The organism is Prochlorococcus marinus str. MIT 9313 (genome assembly GCF_000011485.1).
Taxonomy (GTDB): Bacteria; Cyanobacteriota; Cyanobacteriia; order PCC-6307; family Cyanobiaceae; genus Prochlorococcus; species Prochlorococcus marinus_D.
In genome coordinates this window covers 1,407,642-1,426,402 of the sequence record NC_005071.1, presented here as the reverse complement: position 1 = coordinate 1,426,402, position 18,761 = coordinate 1,407,642, and the positions used below count along the sequence as shown (strand labels likewise).

Annotated in this window: 19 protein-coding genes and 1 tRNA gene; 9 read left to right on the top strand and 11 right to left on the bottom strand. The window is 53.4% G+C overall.

From position 1 onward, the window contains the following. Positions 1-24 precede the first annotated feature (24 nt). The 5 genes from AKG35_RS07145 to AKG35_RS07120 all read left to right on the top strand — a co-directional run bounded on the left by AKG35_RS07145 (position 25) and on the right by AKG35_RS07120 (position 4,940). Complete coding sequence (locus AKG35_RS07145; protein WP_011130708.1) at positions 25-948, top strand: COX15/CtaA family protein; 924 nt, start codon at positions 25-27, stop codon at positions 946-948. Next, complete coding sequence (locus AKG35_RS07140) at positions 941-1,942, top strand: heme o synthase (protein WP_011130707.1); 1,002 nt, start codon at positions 941-943, stop codon at positions 1,940-1,942. Before AKG35_RS07145 ends, AKG35_RS07140 begins: the two co-directional genes overlap by 8 nt. 86 nt (positions 1,943-2,028) lie before the next feature. After that, positions 2,029-3,042, top strand: a complete 1,014-nt coding sequence (locus tag AKG35_RS07135; RefSeq protein ID WP_011130706.1) for a daunorubicin resistance protein DrrA family ABC transporter ATP-binding protein — start codon at positions 2,029-2,031, stop codon at positions 3,040-3,042. 76 nt (positions 3,043-3,118) lie between these two features. After that, positions 3,119-3,973, top strand: a complete 855-nt coding sequence (locus AKG35_RS07130; RefSeq protein ID WP_011130705.1) for an ABC transporter permease — start codon at positions 3,119-3,121, stop codon at positions 3,971-3,973. A 274-nt stretch (positions 3,974-4,247) separates the two neighbouring features. Next, on the top strand, positions 4,248-4,940 hold the full coding sequence (locus AKG35_RS07120; protein ID WP_011130703.1) for an N-acetylmannosamine-6-phosphate 2-epimerase: 693 nt from the start codon (positions 4,248-4,250) through the stop codon (positions 4,938-4,940). A 131-nt stretch (positions 4,941-5,071) separates the two neighbouring features. Here the strand turns inward: AKG35_RS07120 and groL are convergent, their stop codons facing one another. Continuing rightward, positions 5,072-6,772 carry a chaperonin GroEL gene (groL, locus tag AKG35_RS07115; RefSeq protein WP_011130702.1) on the bottom strand — a complete coding sequence of 567 codons (1,701 nt, stop codon included), beginning with the start codon at positions 6,770-6,772 and terminating at the stop codon, positions 5,072-5,074. A gap of 129 nt (positions 6,773-6,901) precedes the next feature. Between groL and AKG35_RS13330 the strand changes: the two genes are divergently transcribed. Next, positions 6,902-7,078 (top strand): hypothetical protein, encoded by a 177-nt coding sequence (locus tag AKG35_RS13330; RefSeq protein ID WP_011825322.1) that lies wholly within the window; start codon positions 6,902-6,904, stop codon positions 7,076-7,078. 23 nt (positions 7,079-7,101) lie between these two features. Here the strand turns inward: AKG35_RS13330 and fabG are convergent, their stop codons facing one another. Genes fabG through AKG35_RS07100 form a run of 3 tightly spaced genes read right to left on the bottom strand, consistent with a single transcriptional unit; the run spans position 7,102 to position 9,817 of the window. Next, positions 7,102-7,854, bottom strand: a complete 753-nt coding sequence (fabG, locus tag AKG35_RS07110; RefSeq protein WP_011130701.1) for a 3-oxoacyl-[acyl-carrier-protein] reductase — start codon at positions 7,852-7,854, stop codon at positions 7,102-7,104. Between the two features lie 47 nt (positions 7,855-7,901). Next, on the bottom strand, positions 7,902-8,981 hold the full coding sequence (locus AKG35_RS07105; RefSeq protein ID WP_011130700.1) for a potassium channel family protein: 1,080 nt from the start codon (positions 8,979-8,981) through the stop codon (positions 7,902-7,904). Next, positions 8,978-9,817, bottom strand: coding sequence for a glycosyltransferase family 9 protein (locus AKG35_RS07100; RefSeq protein ID WP_011130699.1), 840 nt, complete (start codon positions 9,815-9,817; stop codon positions 8,978-8,980). Before AKG35_RS07100 ends, AKG35_RS07105 begins: the two co-directional genes overlap by 4 nt. A gap of 73 nt (positions 9,818-9,890) precedes the next feature. Between AKG35_RS07100 and ispD the strand changes: the two genes are divergently transcribed. Further along, positions 9,891-10,568 (top strand): 2-C-methyl-D-erythritol 4-phosphate cytidylyltransferase, encoded by a 678-nt coding sequence (ispD, locus tag AKG35_RS07095; RefSeq protein ID WP_011130698.1) that lies wholly within the window; start codon positions 9,891-9,893, stop codon positions 10,566-10,568. Between the two features lie 512 nt (positions 10,569-11,080). Next, positions 11,081-11,263 carry a hypothetical protein gene (locus tag AKG35_RS07085; RefSeq protein WP_041384514.1) on the top strand — a complete coding sequence of 61 codons (183 nt, stop codon included), beginning with the start codon at positions 11,081-11,083 and terminating at the stop codon, positions 11,261-11,263. A gap of 140 nt (positions 11,264-11,403) precedes the next feature. On the opposite strand, the gene AKG35_RS07080 is transcribed toward AKG35_RS07085, so the two are convergent. Next, positions 11,404-12,303 carry a S66 peptidase family protein gene (locus AKG35_RS07080; protein WP_011130697.1) on the bottom strand — a complete coding sequence of 300 codons (900 nt, stop codon included), beginning with the start codon at positions 12,301-12,303 and terminating at the stop codon, positions 11,404-11,406. 3 nt (positions 12,304-12,306) lie between these two features. Then, positions 12,307-13,200, bottom strand: a complete 894-nt coding sequence (locus tag AKG35_RS07075) for a 4-hydroxybenzoate polyprenyltransferase (RefSeq protein ID WP_011130696.1) — start codon at positions 13,198-13,200, stop codon at positions 12,307-12,309. Positions 13,201-13,253: 53 nt separating this feature from the next. On the opposite strand from AKG35_RS07075, the gene AKG35_RS07070 reads away from it, so the two are divergent. After that, positions 13,254-14,954 carry a Ppx/GppA phosphatase family protein gene (locus tag AKG35_RS07070; protein ID WP_011130695.1) on the top strand — a complete coding sequence of 567 codons (1,701 nt, stop codon included), beginning with the start codon at positions 13,254-13,256 and terminating at the stop codon, positions 14,952-14,954. 192 nt (positions 14,955-15,146) lie between these two features. On the opposite strand, the gene AKG35_RS07065 is transcribed toward AKG35_RS07070, so the two are convergent. The 5 genes from AKG35_RS07065 to petA all read right to left on the bottom strand — a co-directional run bounded on the left by AKG35_RS07065 (position 15,147) and on the right by petA (position 18,721). Then, positions 15,147-15,833, bottom strand: coding sequence for a helix-turn-helix domain-containing protein (locus AKG35_RS07065; protein WP_236069568.1), 687 nt, complete (start codon positions 15,831-15,833; stop codon positions 15,147-15,149). A gap of 166 nt (positions 15,834-15,999) precedes the next feature. Then, positions 16,000-16,071, bottom strand: a tRNA-Val gene (locus tag AKG35_RS07060). Between the two features lie 27 nt (positions 16,072-16,098). Next, positions 16,099-16,854 (bottom strand): precorrin-4 C(11)-methyltransferase, encoded by a 756-nt coding sequence (cobM, locus tag AKG35_RS07055; protein WP_011130693.1) that lies wholly within the window; start codon positions 16,852-16,854, stop codon positions 16,099-16,101. Continuing rightward, positions 16,854-17,768, bottom strand: a complete 915-nt coding sequence (gene lgt / locus AKG35_RS07050) for a prolipoprotein diacylglyceryl transferase (RefSeq protein ID WP_011130692.1) — start codon at positions 17,766-17,768, stop codon at positions 16,854-16,856. Before lgt ends, cobM begins: the two co-directional genes overlap by 1 nt. Before the next feature lie 20 nt (positions 17,769-17,788). Next, positions 17,789-18,721, bottom strand: coding sequence for a cytochrome f (petA, locus tag AKG35_RS07045; protein ID WP_011130691.1), 933 nt, complete (start codon positions 18,719-18,721; stop codon positions 17,789-17,791). Between the last annotated feature and the right edge of the window lie 40 nt (positions 18,722-18,761).

Below are 18,761 nucleotides of genomic sequence, written 5' to 3'. Positions count from 1 at the left end.
ATTATTTTATTGTAGCATAATAGCATGATGTCGTCTCTGTCTCGGGTTCGCTGGCGTCTTGCTCAGTTGGCTGTTCATCTTGTCGTTGCCCTGATTGCGCTGGTTGTGATCGGAGGTGCAACGCGTGTGATGGAGGCAGGGTTGGCTTGTCCGGATTGGCCGCTCTGTTATGGCTCTCTTCTGCCTGGGCGTCAGATGAATGTCCAGGTTTTTCTTGAGTGGTTTCATCGCCTTGATGCCTTTGTGGTGGGCCTTGCCCTGTTAGCGCAATTAGGGGCTGCTATTTTTTGGCGTTCTCAGTTGCCCTCTTGGCTTCCTTGGGTCTGCGGCGGCCTGGTGGTTTTAGTTTTAGTCCAGGGAGCTCTTGGAGCCTTGACTGTCTTGCAGCTTTTGCCTTCTGGTGTGGTGACGGCTCATCTGGCATTTGCGCTCACACTTGTGGCGGCGGTGAGTGCTCTAGCTCAGGGCTTGTTGTCCTCTTCCGTTGAGTCACCGCCTTTGTGGTGGCGCCTGATGGGTGGAGCCTCCTTGTTGGCAGTGATAGGTCAATGTCTTCTTGGTGGTCGTATGGCCACGGCCTGGGCGGCCCAGCATTGTCTGAATGCCGGACATGCCTGTCAATGGCTGGATTGGCATCGTATGTCTGCCACACCCGTTGCAGCATGCGTAGGGATCTTTGCTGGCACTGCTCTCTTGGTCGGTGGCTGGCCTCGACGCCAGTGGCCTTTTTTGATATCTGCTTTAGGACTTGTTGTGACCCAGGTAGGCCTTGGATTTCTTACCTTGCAGCTTGGACTATCACAGCCTGCAGTGACGGTTTGCCATCAGCTGGTTGCAACTCTGCTTGTGGCCTTGCTTGCCGCCCTTACCTTTCGTAATCCGGAAGGATCACCTTTGCCGGTGTCTGCCGTTGATGATTCATCCTCGATAGACCATAGTCATGGTTAGTTCAACGCCAGAGATGCTCCAGGGGGGGGTGACCCGCGAGCAGATCGTGCCTTCTCGCAAGCGGATCAAGCTGCCCGCTTGGTTGGAGATTGCCAAACCACGCTTAATTCCACTGCTTTTGGCCACAACCCTTGGTGGGATGGCGCTATCCGAAGGTTGGCCCCTACCTTCTCTCAGGCTGGCCTGCACCCTAGGAGGAGGGGCTCTGGCTGCTGCGGCTGCTGGTGTTCTCAACTGCATTTGGGAACAGGATCTTGATGGGCGCATGCAACGCACAAGTGGTAGGGCTTTGCCTTCAGGACGCTTGTCTCCAACTGCGGCGTTCATTGGTGCCATCTCTTGCACCTTGGCGGCAGCGGCTCTGTTAGTGAGTGGTGTGAACTGTCTTGCGGCTGGCCTGTCTTTGCTTGGTCTGTGCAGTTACGTGCTGCTTTACACGGCGATCTTGAAGCCCCGCACGCCCCAAAACATTGTCATCGGAGGGGTTGCTGGAGCGATCCCCCCTCTCGTGGGTGCGGCTGCGGCCAGCGGGCATGTGGGCCTTAGTGGATGGTGGTTGTTCTCGCTGGTCATGCTTTGGACCCCAGCGCATTTTTGGGCACTGGCCCTGTTGCTGCGGGACGACTACAGGGCTGTTGGGATACCCATGCTTCCTGTTATTCAGGGCCCTGTTGTCACCGTCAGAGCTATTTCTCGTTATGGCTGGGCCACGGTTCTACTCAGCGGTTTTGGTGTCTGGGCCTTGCCGGAGGGGGGCTTGCTCTACGGACTTTTGTTGATCCCTTTCAATGCTCGTCTGCTGCAAATGGTTCATCAGTTAGGTGCTGCTCCGGAGAATGTTGATCGAGCCAAGGGGCTCTTCCGTTGGTCGATCTTCTATATGTTTGGTATCTGCCTTCTTCTGGTGGTTAGTCGTTTGCCCATGGCGGCTAATTTTGATCTTCAGGCCTGGTCTTTGCTTCAGCAGATGGCTAGCAGCGGGCAGTTCATCTAAACAGAAGTCACTAGAGACCCCCTGGAGGGTCTGGTAGCTCTATAGAGCTGCCTAGATTTTTAACACTTGTACTACGTTCCCTCTTGATGCCGATGATTGAACTGAAGCAGCTTGAGAAGTCCTATGGAACGGTTCAAGCCCTAAAAGGTCTCAGCCTCAAGGTGCCTAGGGGATGTCTTTATGGTTTGCTTGGTCCAAATGGTGCAGGCAAAACAACCACTCTCAGGATTCTTTGCACCCTTCTGGCTCCTGATTCAGGCACTGTCAGCGTGGCTGGCCTCAATGCTTTAAGTGATCCACGTGCTGTGCGGCTCGAATTGGGCTATGTGGCACAAGAGGTTGCTATCGACAAGATCCTCACAGGTCGGGAGTTGTTGCAGTTGCAGGGGGATTTATATCACTTGCGCTCTAGCGATAGGGATGGACGTATTGCTGAATTGATTGATTGCCTTGGCATGCAGGATTGGATTGATCGACGTTGCGGCACCTATTCGGGTGGCATGCGTCGCCGGATAGATCTGGCCTCAGGTTTGTTGCATCAACCACAGTTGCTGGTGTTGGATGAGCCCACCGTTGGTTTGGATATCGAGAGTCGTTCAGCGATTTGGCAATTGTTGCGTGAGTTGAGGGCCCAAGGCACCACCGTTCTCCTTAGTAGTCATTACCTTGAGGAGGTTGAGGCCCTTGCTGATCGGATGGCGATCATTGATGACGGGCGAGTGATCGCAGAGGGAACTCCTGATCAGCTCAAGCAGCAACTTGGAGGTGATCGGGTGACTCTGCGTGTGAAGGAATTCAGCGATGATCGTGAGGCCGAGCAGGTCAGGCAGCTTCTCCAAGGTGTGGATGGTGTGCGCCAGGTGGTGGTCAACCGGGTACAGGGTTTTTCCCTCAACCTTGTTGTAGAAAATGAAGAGGTTGTGCCTCGTTTGCGTGAGCAACTTGATGGTGCTCAGCTGCCTGTCTTTGCCCTCGCTCACAGTCGCCCGAGCTTGGATGATGTTTATTTGCAGGCCACTGGCCGAACCCTGATGGACGCTGAGTTAGCTGTAGCTGGTCAACGAGACTCAAAGCTGGAGCGCAAAAAAGCGATGCGTTGATCCCTTTCGTTCGTTTTATTGAGTTGGATCTGCCTTAATCCACCCTTTTCTCATTCGTTCTGTTGACAGTCACTCCATGACTAGCCCTGTTGCCGCTGTTACCACCCGTGCTGCAGAGCAGGGGCCATTGGTTGATCTTGTGCAGGAAACTTTGGCCCTGACTCGCAGACTTTTCTTGCAGCTGTTGCGACGCCCTTCGACCTTGATTGCTGGCATCCTTCAGCCCTTGATCTGGTTGGTGTTGTTTGGTGCTTTGTTCTCTAATGCTCCGGATGGTTTGTTGCCAGGAGGCATGAGCTACGGGCGGTTCTTAGGGGCTGGTGTGATTGTGTTCACCGCGTTCAGTGGTGCACTCAATGCTGGATTGCCAGTGATGTTTGATCGTGAATTTGGCTTTTTAAACCGTCTTCTGGTGGCTCCGCTGCGCAGTCGCAGCTCGATCGTGCTTGCTTCTGTGATCTACATCACATCTCTAAGTCTTCTGCAGAGCCTGGCGATCATGGCAACGGCTGCCTTGCTGGGTTACGGCTGGCCAGGTGTTTCGGGACTGGTCTTGGTGTTGTTCACCTTGTTGTTGCTAGTTTTTGCGTTCACTGCCTTGAGCCTTGGCCTGGCTTTTGCTCTGCCAGGTCACATTGAATTGATTGCTGTGATCTTTGTGGCCAATTTGCCTTTGTTGTTTGCGAGCACGGCTCTGGCGCCGCTTTCTTTTATGCCTGATTGGCTTGGCTGGCTTGCGGCTCTAAATCCTCTTACTTTTGCGATTGAGCCCATACGAGCTGCCTATGCCGGTCCGCTTGATCTTGGTGCCGTTCTGCTTGATGCTCCTTACGGGACTGTGAGTGGTTATGGATGTTTGGCTGTGTTGATGGTGGTCACCGTTGGCTTGTTCCTGATGATTCGTCCTTTGTTGAACCGTAAACTCGCCTGATTTAGTGCACCAATCCACTGCTTGCCATGCTTGATGTCCAGCAGGTGCATCGCTATCGCTTCACGATATGGCTGAGCCTTTGGAAGATGCAATGGTTATTTGATTTTCAGGACTGTTTAGAGGTTTTCGTTCAAGGGCAGGAGCCTCTGTCGGAGCAAGCTCCGATGGTCCTGAACTCGTTGTTAGTACTACCTTCCCCTGCTTTTGCTCTAAACCATTTGCCGCATCATTGCTCGCTAATCACGAATGCAGAGTTCTTGAAGGCATCCTGAGCATGTCTTTGCCTGCTTTTGAAACTCTCAGACGGGGGTTGATTGTCTCTGTTCAGGCGCCTGAGGGTTCACCGATGCGTCATCCTCAGGTGATTGCGGCCATGGCTGAAACCAGTCTTTGCAATGGCGCGGTTGGGGTGCGTTTGGAAAGTCCGGAACACATTGGTGCTGTTCGACGCCGTTGTCCGAACGCCTTGATTATTGGGCTTTGGAAGCGTTCCTTCCCTGATAGTGCTGTCTACATCACGCCAGGATGGGAGGAAGTTCAGGCTGTCTGGTCGGCGGGAGCAGATGTAGTCGCTCTCGATGCTACTCAGCGTCATCGGCCAGGGGGGATCACTCTTGATCAGCTGGTGAGTCGGGTTCGAGAAGATTTGGGAGCTCCTCTGATGGCAGATGTCGATACGATCGAGAATGGTTTACGTGCAGCAGAGCTTGGTTGCAGCTTTGTGGGCACCACTCTTTATGGCTATACCGAAGTAACTGCTGTTAAGCGGCCTCCAGGTTTGTGTTTGTTGGGGCAGTTGCGGCAGCAACTTGATTCAGATGTCAAGCTCATCTGCGAAGGCGGGCTTGATTCTCCTCAGATAGCACTAGAAGCACTTTCTTCAGGTGCAGACATGGTGGTAGTCGGTACAGCGATTACCGGTGTCGACTTGCAGGTGGAAAACTATTGCCGAACATTGGCGGCTTGACTTCCACAGCGTTTTGGCATCAACCGAATTGTGGGACGTGACTTGTCGAGGCAGAGCCACAACGCATGAGACTTGTCCATGCGTTGTGCCGGTGTTCTTTTTCTAGCCCTAGGGAACGCTTTGGGGCCGGACTACATCATGCCTGGCATTCCCATGCCACCCATGCCACCCATGCCACCCATGCCACCCATGCCACCCATGCCACCCATGCCACCCATGCCACCCATCGGGTCTCCACCGCCATCGCCTGCGGGGGCAGGAGGCTCGGGTTTGTCTGCAATCACAAGCTCTGTGGTGACCATCATCGAAGCGATTGAGACTGCGTCCTGAAGTGCCAAGCGCACCACCTTGGTGGCATCGAGAATGCCTGCTTCCAAAAGGTCTTCGTAGGTGCTGGAGATCGCGTTAAAGCCCTTGTTAAGGCGTTGTATCTCAGAGATCACTACATCACCATTCTCGCCAGCATTGATGGCAATCTGGCGTGCAGGTGCTGAGAGTGCTCGCTGCACAATTTCTACGCCGGTGCGTTGATCGTCGTTGAGCTGTTCGGCCAATTTGCTCAGCCCTTTGCTTAAGTGCAGGAGCGTGGTGCCACCACCGGCCACAATCCCCTCTTCAACTGCAGCACGGGTCGCGTTGAGCGCATCCTCAATGCGCAGCTTGCGGTTTTTGAGTTCCGTTTCGGTAGGTGCCCCAACCTTGATGACGGCTACACCACCGGCCAGCTTGGCAATGCGTTCATTGAGTTTCTCGCGGTCGTATTCGGAGTCAGTTTCATCTAATTCTCTTTTGATAGAGGCCACGCGGGCGTTAACGGCATCGCGGTTCTCATCCTTGGCGACAATGGTTGTGTTGTCTTTGCTGATTGTGATTCGTCGGACCTGCCCTAGATCGTCTTGGCTGACTTTCTCAAGGGTCATGGCGCGGTCTTCACTAATGACAGTTCCCCCAGTTAGAACTGCGATGTCGGCCAGGGCAGCTTTGCGGCGATCTCCGAAGGATGGTGCTCGAACAGCGGCTACCTGCAAGACACCTCGGTTTTTGTTGACGACCAGGGTGGCAAGGGCCTCACCCTCTACCTCCTCCGCAATGATGACGAGAGGGGAGCCACTTTTCTGCAGGCTTTCCAAGATGGGCACAAGATCGGAAACTGAACTGATCTTGCGGTCTGTGAGCAACAGCAGGGCATTCTCAAATTCGCAGATCTGACGGTCTGCATCGGTAACAAAGTAAGGGGAGCTGTAACCGCGGTCGAAGGCCATGCCTTCAGTGACTTCTAGCTCGGTGGCGAGAGATTTGGATTCCTCAACTGTGATCACACCATCGGCGCTTACTTTGTCCATGGCTTCAGACACCATCCGGCCCACTTCCTGGTCTCCCCCTGAGCTAACAGTGGCGACCTGATGGATGGCATTACCTCCAACAGATTGACTGAGCTGGGCAAGCTCTTCTACCAATTGGGCCACGGCCTTTTCCATGCCACGCCGTAGTTCGATTGGACTCGCGCCAGCGGCCACATTGCGTAAGCCTTCATGCACCATCGCTTGGGCAAGCACGGTGGCGGTTGTGGTGCCATCCCCTGCCTTGTCTTTTGTCTTGGATGCGACCTGTTGAATCAGCTTGGCACCAAGGTTTTCAAATGGATCGTCAAGTTCGATCTCTTTGGCGATGGTGACGCCGTCATTAACGATGTCTGGGGCGCCAAATTTTTTCTCAAGCACCACGTTGCGGCCACGGGGGCCGATGGTGACGCGCACGGCATCGGCTAGGGAATTAACACCGCGCTCAAGCGCACTGCGGGAGTCATCCGAAAAACTGAGGAGTTTGGCCATGGTCTGCTGGTACCCGTTCGTCAATGTCCCATAGGACGTTCACTGCGGGCGAGGGGGAATAAGTGGGGAAAGCCGAATCCTTGCTGTTATGGGTGTGCTTGAAGGGGATTGGCTGGGTATGGTCCAGCTATGAATGACACTGGGGCGCTGTTTTTTGTGATCATGGCCGGCCTCGCCGGAATCATGGCTTTGGTGTATGTGCCCTTGCGTCTCTTCCTGACAGCCACTGCCAGGAGCAGACGGTTAAGACTTCTTCAGCGCATCCGGCGCTTGCGAGATGAACTTGGCCAACCGCTGGAATCCTGAACGTCTGATCCGGCAGTAGCTTCTCAGCCCATCAGCATGCCGCCATCAACTTGTAGCACTTGTCCAGTGATGTAAGCCGCTGCAGGGTCGGCTACCAAGAAGCGCACAGCTCCAGCGACTTGCTCTGGGGTGCCAAAAGATCCCAATGGGATAGCGGCAAGAATCGGTTCTGAATCCAACTCTTTTGTCATGTCTGTTGTGATGAAACCTGGGGCTACTGCATTGACAGTGATTCCCCGGCTGGCAACTTCCTTGGCTGTACTTTTCGTGAGGCCCACCACTCCAGCTTTGGCTGCTGCGTAATTGGCTTGGCCTGCATTGCCCATCAGGCCCACCACGGAGGTGATATTGATAATTCTGCCGCTTTTTTGCTTAAGCATCGTGCGAGCAACAGCCCGAGTGCATAGAAATACACCTGTGAGGTTGAGATTGACCACGGCTTGCCAGTCTTCCGTTTTCATTCGCATCAACAGGCCATCGCGAGTTATGCCTGCATTGTTGATCAAAATATCCAGTCTGCTGCTGCGTTCAAGCACGGTTTTGATCAGTTGGTCTACGGCATCTTCTTCTGCCACATTGGCTTTGATGGCATAGGCAGAGCCACCGTTGCTGGTGATCGCTTGAACAACTTCTTCTGCTGCATCAGCTGAGCTTGAGTAGTTCACGACTACTTCTGCGCCTGCTTCAGCGAGGGCAAGGGCTACAGCACGACCGATCCCACGACTGGCTCCTGTGATCAGGGCGGTTTGGCCAGTTAGGGGACGAGGAGAGGTCATGGCGTGATTCGTTCTCGCAGGATCGTACGGACCCATTGCAGTTCTTCTCAACTAGCCATCCTTTCGATGGTGTCCAATGCTTCGCCGAGTAATTCACGTAAGCGGATGAGTTGAGCTTTGCTGCCTAGGACGACAAGTAACTGACCTGGGGCCAGTTCGACTTCGCTACTGGGGTTGGCCATCAGGGATGAGCCGTCTCGGATGGCCAGCACCATTGCTCCACTGCGTCGGCCCAGTTGAAGTTTGGCCAGGCTGCGGTGGCTCAGTTTGTTGAATTTCAGTGGGTCTTGGCTGAGTTGGAATTCTTCGATTTCATAATCCGATCCAGCCAACAGATCCATGAAGTCCACAGCTAGGGGGCGCAGCGCTGTGGCAGCCATGGTCCGGCCTGCGGCGACATAGGGGCTCACTACCACGCTGGCACCTGCGAGCTTCAGCTTGACGGCAGCTTCTTCACTATCGGCCCGTGAGATCAGTCGACAGTGGGGTTGCATGCTTTTGGCACTTAAGACCACATAGAGGTTTGCTGCATTGCTGGGTAAAGCAGCTACCAGGCTGCGGCAATGGTCTAAGCCAGCTTCAAGCAACGTCTCATCCAAGGTTGCATCTGCTTGTAAAACATTTAGGCCTTGTTCTTCTGCTGTTTGTTTGTTGGCTGGATCTATTTCCACGACAAGCACTGGGACCTGCTCGAGTTGCAGCTTTGAGGCGATTTCTTTGCCGATGCGGCCGTAGCCGCAGACGATGACGTGATCACGCATACGCCGCAAGACCCTGCGAAACCTCAGCTCCCGCAGCTGGCGAAAGTAGCCGGATTCTGTCAGCCGTAGTGCCCGTTGAATCGTGAGCTGAACCACGACCACCCCCCCCGCAATGATCAGCACAGTGACCAGTCGCCCAGCTTGCGAGAGCGGTTCCACCTCCCCATAACCGATGGTGCTGATGGTGATGAGCACCATCCAGAGACAATCTCCCCAGTCCCATCCTTCGGTGAGGCGATAGCCCAAGGCTCCTACCAAGATCACCACGGCTAGGGCCAGAATTGGCCCTAGCCAGGGTTTGGCGAGCACTCGCAACGGCAGGCTTGCAAGTGGACCTCGTTTGAATGGGTACCACCAACTTTTCATTGGAAGCCCAGAGCGTTGAGAACCTCCTGCTGGTTGATTGAGTTGATGTCTGCATGACTGGCACCCAGGCAACGGATTTCATCTCGTTTCGGTAAGGCTTCGGCCGGAGTGCCTAGGGCAACCAAGGGAACGCCTGTATAAACGGCAAGCAGTTGGGTGATTGGACAGCTGCTGAGTACGACATCAGCGCAGGCCACTTCGGCAGCGCGATGGATTAGGGGTGCTTTTAAAGGCAGCGTGATGCTTCTGAGATTGGGTAATTTTCCTTTGATTGCCTTTGGAAGGCTTAACCATTGCTGAGTTGGCCAGTCTCCATCGTTGCCATTTGGAGCCAGTAGTAGGAGGGGGCCCTCTCCAGTGGGGTGTTGATCACGAACCTTCTGAAGGCTGTCGTCTGGCAGGAACAGCCGGAAGCTATCGGCGTCAAGAGTGAGGCCAATCGCTTGGAGGTAGCAGTCCAATTGTTGGGCAGGCCAACCTTTGCTGGGCTTAACGAGGGCTGTGTGTGCAAAGCCTTGTTCCGCAATCCTGATGGGGATGTGGCTCATTGAGAGCACCAAATTCACTTGTCGCCCTTGGGCGAAATTGAAGCAAACTTGAAAATGGCCTTCTCTTACAGATCCGAGCAGATTGGTCCAGTCGGCGAGGGATGGGCTGGAGTCAAAGGCGATTGGGATTACCTTTTCTATCGCTGGCAACAGATTCCACAAAGCTTGATGGGTGGGATCGCAGGCCAGCTGCAGTTTGCCTTGCAGCTGGTTGGCTGCGGCTGCTAGGGCTGGAAGCCTCTGAAGCTGTTCGATTACAGGACCCGGGCTGAGGGCGAGAACACGCATCGATCCAGAGGCAGAGGCCTTGCGAGCTGATTGTATGGAGGAGGTTTCAGCCTGCTTGCGGCAGGAGGCGCATATGCATCTGTTGATTGTCGCTGCAGGTAGCGGAAGCCGTATGGGAGCGGATCGCAACAAATTGCTTTTGCCTCTGGCAGGACGCCCTGTTCTTGCCTGGACGATTGATGCGGTGATGGAAGCCGATTCGATCACTTGGGTTGGCATTGTTGGCCAACCTGTGGACCGAGCAATGATCATGGAGTTGTTGGCTGAGGCCGCCAAACCCGTCGTTTGGATTGAGGGGGGCAGCACAAGGCAGGAATCCGTAGAGCGTGGATTACAGGCGTTGCCTTCAGTTGCGCAGCATGTTCTTATTCATGATGGGGCTAGATGTTTAGCTGAAGCGGCTTTGATCAATCGCTGTGCTGAGGCGGTGGTGGCTGGCGCAGCGGTGATTGCGGCAACTCCGGTTACCGACACGATCAAGCGCGTTGATGGTCAAGGGATCATTACGGGCACACCAGATCGTGCGGAACTATGGGCAGCCCAGACTCCGCAGGGCTTTGCTGTGGAGCAGCTCAAGCAAGGTCATGCTGAGGCTCAGGCCAAGGGTTGGACAGTGACTGACGACGCCTCGCTTTATGAACGCCTGGGATGGCCGGTGCAGGTGCTGGAGGCCAGCCCTGCCAATATCAAAGTCACAACTCCGTTTGATCTCACCGTAGCCGAGGCAGTGATTGCACTGAGAGCAAACTAGGAATCTGTTTGTGATCAATAGCCGATGCTTCAATATTGGATTGGCTGGCAATAATTTTGCTTTTATTGCCTTGAGTCAGATCAAAACTACAAAAACTTTTCATGACTCAGCAAGGTGTTCAGTTGTTTGGTGTTGCACTTGGTCTAAGCCCCTTGGTATTCTCAAAGCAGTTAATTTCTCATCCCTAATAAATGTCTATATCTCTTTCGTTAACCAGCAAAAGCTGAGCTGAAGATTCCCATTCCCAATACCATTAGCTCTAAGGAACTTGATGGCAACTTGATGCCACTCTTCTGGTATTTGATTGAGCCTTGCATCCCAAGCCCAGGCAAGTTGTTCTTGGCCTAGAGAGATCAATTTCTGCAGTTGATGTGGCCTGATAGCTTCAACCAAAAATATGCCAGATCACGAGTGACCTTTTAAGCATTTAATCCCAGTGCAGCACATCTCGGCGTGATGGAGATCTTTCTCAAAGCACAGTGATTTCGGAGTGATCAACCTCACTGAGGCGTGTGACAGAGGTCAACGCATTAGCCATTGATTCGAGAGATGGCTTGTCTGTCCAAGCAAGCAAAAAACTGGTCAAACCAATCCTTAAACCTAACTACGAATTCTTCCCTGAGGAACTGATTTTTGAGGAGCTTAAATGTATTTCCGGCGGATCATTACGTTATCGCCAAAGCAGAGCTGCTTAAAGAGATTTCTTAAAACGGATTGATTCAGAGCACAAATTGGATTATTAGGGCTTAGCACCCAGAACCTCATCAATTAATACCGGAGATGACAAACCACGGGGAGGAAGACTTTGGCCTGGTGAGAACGATGGTTGAGGCTGTTAGCACAGCAAGCTGAGCCGGCCATGGCTGCCGTCAAGCTGGGCTTGTCGTCCAAGTGGTAAGGCAGCATTGCCGCAGCAATGACCAACTGGGAGTTGGCCGACGACAGGAATTCCGAGATCAGTACTGCGTTCTTTTAATACTTCCTCAAGTTGGAAGGTTTGATCCCCGGGAATCTGTTCAGGTGCTTCACACCCCTTAAAGCTGCCGAATCCGAGGCCGGCCAGTCTTTGTAGTAGGCCTGCGAGGCGCCAGTGGGTCAGCATGCGGTCGATGCGATAGGGCGCTTCCTCAACATCTTCCAGGATCAAGATTGCACCCTTGAGATCGGGTACATGGCTACTGCCTAGCAAATGGGAGGCCACAGTGAGATTGGCGACCAGCAAGGGCCCGCTAGCTACTCCACCCATCCAGGGCTGCCCTTCAAGGTCTGGGATGTGTTTGCCGAAGAGAAGATCATGCAGTCGGGCTTTGCTCCAGGCGGGTTCCTTGGCAAGTGTGGTGAGTAAGGGGCCATGCACGCAGCCGTCGAACCCGGCCGCCAGACGTGCCCAGAGCAGGGCGGTGACATCTGAAAACCCCATTAGCCAGCCTGGCTGCCAGGTTTGCTTGTGTTCCAGTAAACGTGCAGCTCCCCAGCCGCCGCGAGCACAAGCCAACAGAGCAGCAGGGGACTCAGAATTTAGATCGCGCTGGCGGCTGGCATCTTTGCCCGCTAGGTAGCCCCAGCGGCGTTCACTCACTTGCTGAGGCCGGCAGACTAATCCCCACCCTTCAAGGACTTTGAGGCCTTCGAGCAGTGATTGTTCATCATCCAGCGCTGAACTCGCAGCCACTGTGACCACCTCGTCGCCACGTTGAAGCGCTGGTGTGAGCAGGTTAGATCGGAGCTGCACCATGATTCAGCTGATGCGCCCCAGGATCAAGCCGAGCAGCAACATTGCGCCTAGCAGAACTTGATGCTGAAAGTGCTGCCCGTAGGTCGTAATTGGTTGATTGGAACCTCGCAGGGTCCACGTTTCTTTTTGCATGCCGATGCTGGCGATGAGCCAGAAGGGCCAAAAGGCCCAGCCCACTCCTGCGCTCACTGCTGAACTAGCCAAAAAGGTGCAGGCCAGTGCATAACTAAACGCGACAGTTTTAAGTGCATGGCTCCCCAGGCTCAAAGCACTGCTTTTTAAGGCCAGGTTGGCGTCGTCACGACGATCCGCCATGGCGTAAACCGTGTCAAAGCCGAACGTCCACATCAGAGTGGCCAACCAGCAGCCCAGCAGTGGCCAGCCTCCTTTGAGATTGGCCTGGCTTGCTGCCCAGGGGATCAGTACGGCAAACCCCCAGCAGAGGGCAAGCACCGCTTGTGGATAGGCAAACCAGCGCTTGGCCGAGGGGTAGAGCAGGATCGGTGGCAAGGCCAGGATGGCTAGAGCAAGGCATAGGCGCTGGCTTGGCGTTGGCAGGGAGGCCACGACCAAAAGACTGAGCAGCAACAACACAATCAATAAGCCCACAGCAGTGCAAATTCGAATGCTGCCCTTCGCTAGTGGCCGTTCCCTGGTGCGTTCCACCTGGCGATCAATGCGTCGATCCCAGAGATCATTGGCAATGCAACCGGCGCCGCTCACCATCAGACCTCCAACGACGATCAGACTCACAAGCCCTGCTAAAGGAGGTGCATCTGGAGTGAGCCAAAGGCTCCAACCTGCTGGCACGAGAAGGATGAGCCGACCACTGGGTTTGTGCCATCGCAGCAGCTCTAGCCATTGCCTTAAGCCATTGGAGAAGGATCTGCTGGTCACGGGTTTCTGGGTTTGAAGAACCCTAGGGAGGGACCTCCAGACATCGTTGGCTGATGGCAAAGTGGTCTCGTTCCAGGCTCCTGTACTTCATGCCAGGTGTCGAGCCATTGCCTTTCGGTGTGGTTGATGTCGAGCAGGAGGAGGCCAGGTACGTCAGTGCTGGTCAGCTCCGTTCTGAGCGAGAGCTCCGCAACGTTGCCGCGATTGATATTGGAACCAATTCCACCCATCTCTTGGTGGCGTCGGTTGATCCTTCTCTGCATACCTTCAGCGTTGATCTTGCAGAGAAATCAACCACCAGGCTTGGTGAGCGAGACCCTGACTCTGGAGAGCTCACGGGTCCTGCTATGGAGCGGGTATTTGAGACACTCAAACGTTTTAAGGAGCTAGCCGCCAGCCATCAGGTGGAGCAGGTGGTTGCGTCGGCGACTAGCGCAGTACGTGAAGCTTCAAATGGGCGGGATTTTTTGCAACGGATTCAGGATCAGCTTGGCCTTGAGGTGGATCTGTTGAGCGGTGCTGAGGAAGCACGACTGATCTATTTGGGTGTTTTGTCTGGCATGCCTTTTGGGGAGTGTCCCCATCTTTTGCTCGATATCGGTGGCGGTTCCACAGAACTCATCCTCGCGGATGGTCGCGATGCTCGGGCTCTGACAAGCACGCGGGTTGGTGCGGTTCGGCTACAGAGGGATTTTGTCAAGCATGAACCAATCCCCCCTCAACGGCGTTCCTTTTTGCAGACATTTATTCAGGGTTCTTTAGAGCCAGCTGTTGATAAGGTCTGCCGTCGCATCAAGCCTGGGGAGAGCCCTGTGATGGTTGCCACCAGTGGAACCGCCATGGCCATCGGTGCTTTGTTGGCTAGCGAAGACGATCGCCCTCCGTTGAGATTGCATGGCTATCGAATCACACGGCAGCAGCTTGATGGCCTGGTTGAGAAGCTGATAGCGATGACGCCTGAGCAGCGTCGCATCCAGACGCCGATTAATGATCGCCGTGCCGAAATCATCGTTCCGGGTGCGCTGATTCTTCAAACTGCCATGCAGATGCTCTCTGCTGATGAGCTGGTGCTGAGTGAAAGGGCTCTGAGGGAGGGGTTGATCGTTGATTGGATGCTGCGACATGGCCTACTGGAGGATCGCTTTAGTTTTCAGAGCAGTATTCGTCAGCGCACCGTGATTCATCAGGTGCAGCGTTTTGCAGTGAATCACCGCCGTGCAGAGCGTGTAGCCAGCCATGCACTCAGCCTTTACGACCACACACATGGTGTTCTTCATCAAGATGATGGAGGTGGTCGGGATCTGCTTTGGGCATCGGCCATGTTGCATGCCTGTGGTCAGCACATCAATCTCAGTGCTTATCACAAGCATTCCTGGTATCTCATTCGTCATGGCGAGTTGCTCGGCTATTCGGAAGCGGAGCATTTGATGGTTGCGGCTATTGCGCGCTATCACCGCCGCAGTCTTCCCAAGAAGCGTCATCTGGAATGGCAGGCTTTAGCCACCCGGGAGCATCGTCGCCTCGTTGCCGAGATGGCTTTGTTGCTGCGATTAGCAGCAGCCATTGATCGCCGTCCTGAGCCAGTGGTGGCTGCAATAAGAGTGAAGTCCGCTGATGATGATCAGATTGTCTTTGAACTAGTGCCGGAAGGATTGAATCAGAATCTCAGCCTTGAACAATGGAGCTTGAAGAGCTGTGCTTCGGTTGTGAAAGAAGCAAGCGGCGTAACCATGAAAGTTGTCGTTAAGGAGTGAACTTAGTTCAGTATTAGGTTGTTGTTGGATAATTGATGCCAGCGGATCTTTCTAATTGCACCCAGAGCAGTAGGCGGTTTTCGATTATGAGTTATATGAATCAGATCAGGATGCCCTGCATAGATTTCTAGGCCTTGCTCTAGTGGATAGCTGAACGGCTCGCTAAGGTCGCCTTCAAAAATAATCTCAGCCTCACTGTTGGGGGTTAGGGTTGCTGCCTGGCTGCGTTTTTGGCTGTTCAGTTGAAGCTGGTTGATTATTATTATTTGGTTTTTTTAGCCCTGATGGAGATGTTGATGGCAAATTTTGGCTAGGTGCTGCATCTGCAGGCTGAGAGATTAGGTCGGTGTCCTTAGGCTCATCTTTTACATCATTTGAACGAGTTGAAGACCCAAAGATCATGTCTTCGGCGGTGTCGTTGATTGAAATGATTGCGTTGTTGATGCTTGTTTGGATGCGGGTAAAGGTGTTGGGGTTGCTGTAATAGGTGATGCCTAGTCCTGCTGCAGTCAATCCAATCAACCCTCCCAAAAAGGCCAATGCAGGTATCACTTTTAGGTTTGGACGAGACGCTTTGCTCTTTGATTGGCGTAGGGCTTCGGAGTTTGATGGAATGATGACCTGAATTTGCTGCACAAGGGCAGTCGCATCCAGGTTGAGTCGCTCGGCGACCCGGCGCACCATGGCTCTAATAAAAACCGGCTCAGGTAGTAGGTCTTTGTTTCCATTCTCCAGGGCTATTAGTTGCTCTTTGCCTATTCGAAGACTTCCCGCAATTTCTGCTATTGAGAACCCCCGTTTTTCGCGGGCTTCTCTAAGCAACGCGCCAACTTGAATCAATGGTGTGGAGAGTTGCTCTGAGTGGGATTGGTCACTCAAGAAGTCCTGAGGGTGCTCCGGCATTAAGGAAGAGGAGTGTTGACCTGCATGCATTTGACCTTAGTTGGAAGCACTGAGCTTGTCAGGCATCATTTGTCCCCATGTATATGGGATCACCTGGTTTTGATGATGAGCAGATCAAGCAAATGCTTGGCATAAAAACTTATGGGCGATGCGGGATTCGAACCCACGACCCCTTCCGTGTGAAGGAAGTGCGCTACCACTGTGCTAATCGCCCGCACTACTGGATTTTAAAACACTCTCTTTAGCCCTTTTGGCGAAAGAGATGTTTGTGGCTTGGAGAATACAGCTTCGAACGTTGGCGTCCTGCAGCTAGGGCCGGACTAACGACATAAAGGGTGGTGCGAATCAGCTCGTGTTCACGGGAGGTCGTAGCCATTTGCTTCAAAGGCACCACGCTTAACCATTGATCGGGCCAGCTCACCCTGTAGCCGATAGCTACTGGAGTTTCAGCTGAATAGTGCTGCAGCAGTGTGGCTTGTACTTCCTCTACATGGCGTGCACTGAGGTAGAGGCATAGAGAGGCTCCAAGTGATGCCAGATGTTGGAGGTTTTCGCGCTCGGGAACACCGGTGCGTCCTCCTGCTCTGCTGAGAACTATGGTTTGGACAAGGCCAGGGATGGTGAGTTCAGCATTTAGGGCTGCGGCTGTCGCTTGGTAAGCACTCAAACCCGGCACAACCTCTACTTCAATGCCTGCGTCAGCAAGGCCACAGATCTGTTCAGACAGGGCCCCATAAAGGCAGGGGTCTCCGTCGTGAAGACGGACCACCCGCTTGCCTGCTTGTGCCCTGTTCACCAGAAGCGGAAGAACTTCCTCGAGGGTCATTGAGCTGGTGCGGATTCGTTCACAGGATTCAGGTGCCAATGCTGCAATATCTGGTGAAACCAGTGAATCGGTCCATACAAGGACCTCAGCCTGCTTGAGATGTTCTGCGGCACGCAGGGTTAGCAGATCAGTCGCGCCTGGACCTGCACCAACGATGGAGATTCTGCTCATCAAGCGAATGACCTAGGCCTACCAGGGTCCGGTAGCTTTCGTTTGCGACCATAGAGCCACCAGAGGCCAAAACCTCCAACTGCCATCATCGCCAAACTCATCAGCTGGGCAATACGCAGGCCCCCTTCACAGGAAGGTGGTAAGGCGCCTAGGCAGAGGGGATCAGTTCGAAGTGCTTCGATCCAGACTCTGCCTAGGCTGTAAGTGATCAGGTAGATGCAGCTCAACGCTCCGGCGGGAAGCTTCAGTAGTCCTTTGCTGCTGCGTTGAAAAAGAACAATTAGCACCGTGAAGACTAGAAGATTCCAAATTGATTCGTAGAGGAATGTCGGATGGAAAAACTCGTTATTGGCATAATTAAGTGGACGATTCACGAATGGGATGAACAATTTCCAAGCAAGGTCGCCCTTGATTGGAACACCGAAGGCTTCGTTATTGAAAAAATTTCCCCAGCGTCCGATTGCCTGGCCAAGGGCAATGGATGGGACAAGCACATCAAGAACATCCCAGAAGGCTTGGCGACGCCAACGGCAGAAGATCAATACTGCAAGGGTGCCAGCAAGCAGGGCCCCATGAATAGCGATTCCTCCACCCCAAATTTCCACGGCACTTGGGATTGGGATGGCCAGTCCAAAGATATTGATCGAGCTCCAAAAATTGTTTCCGCTGTAGTTCCTCCACTCAAATGCGACGTAGTAGATGCGTGCTCCAACAACGGAAGTTAATACGAGAATGGGCAGCAGATCACTGATCAAGCCCTGCTCAAGGCCTCGTTTACGGGCCAGGCTGCTGGACAGATTGAGGCCGATCAGTACGGCGATGGCAATCAGCAATCCATACCATCGCAAGGCAAAGGGCCCGAGCTGAAAGAGCTCGGGCCCTGGAGAGGTAAAGGTCGCGATGAATGCGTCCATTGAGTTGAGATGAATGGGGATCAGATCCCCTCAGCTGCCTGAACTTTTTCGACTTGCTTCTTCTTCAATACAAGTAAGATCTGAGCGAGAGAAACTGCTACAAAGAATGCCAAGAGTCCATAGATTCGAACTGGATTCTGGAGCACAACCTCGGTATCGAGTTGTCCGAAGCCACCACTATTGGGGTCGCTAGTTAAGGGGGCGCCAGCCTCTACTTTGTCATCTACTTTTACCAACAGGCTTGGACCAGCTGGAATGGTTTCACTGATAACTTTTCCGCTGTCAGTTTTGAGCTTGATGTCGCTTTCCCCATTTTTACCAGACTTAATAGATGTAATTGTGCCAGCTTCAGTTGCTGTGAACGCGTTGTTATTGGTTTTTTCACCAGTAGGCAATATTTGGCCTCGTCCACGGTTGCCTCCAACGTGGATGGAATATTTTCCGAATTGAATACTGCTGTCAGTCGCAGGATCAGGTGAAAGTATTGGGAAAACAATTTCTTTGTTGTTGTCACCAGGAAGCGGGCCAACAAGAAGGATGTTCTCCTTTTCTTCGCTGTATTGAGTGAAGAAGACTCCTTTGGTTTCTTCTTTTATCTCTTCGCTCCAGCGATCCTGTGGGGCCAGCCTGAATCCATCAGGAAGCATGACAACGGCACCCACTTGGAGGGGCACATCACTGCCATCGGAGCTGATCTCTGTTGTGTCTTTCTTGTAGGGGATTTTTACCACTGCTTTGAAGACGCTGTCGGGTAGTACTGATTGAGGTACTTCTGCCTGAGTGGTTTTTTGGGCTAGATGACAGTTCGCACAGACGATCTTGCCAGTAGCTTCTCGGGGGTTGTCGTAGTTCTGTTGAGCCCAGAAGGGATAGGCCCAGCTGGCAGCTGGAGCAACAAGAATCGACAAACTAAGAACCAGTGAGCCGAGAAGGATGGGGATGAGGCGACGCATGATGCGAGGGGATAGGAGAGCTGGAACGACGATGGTGCGT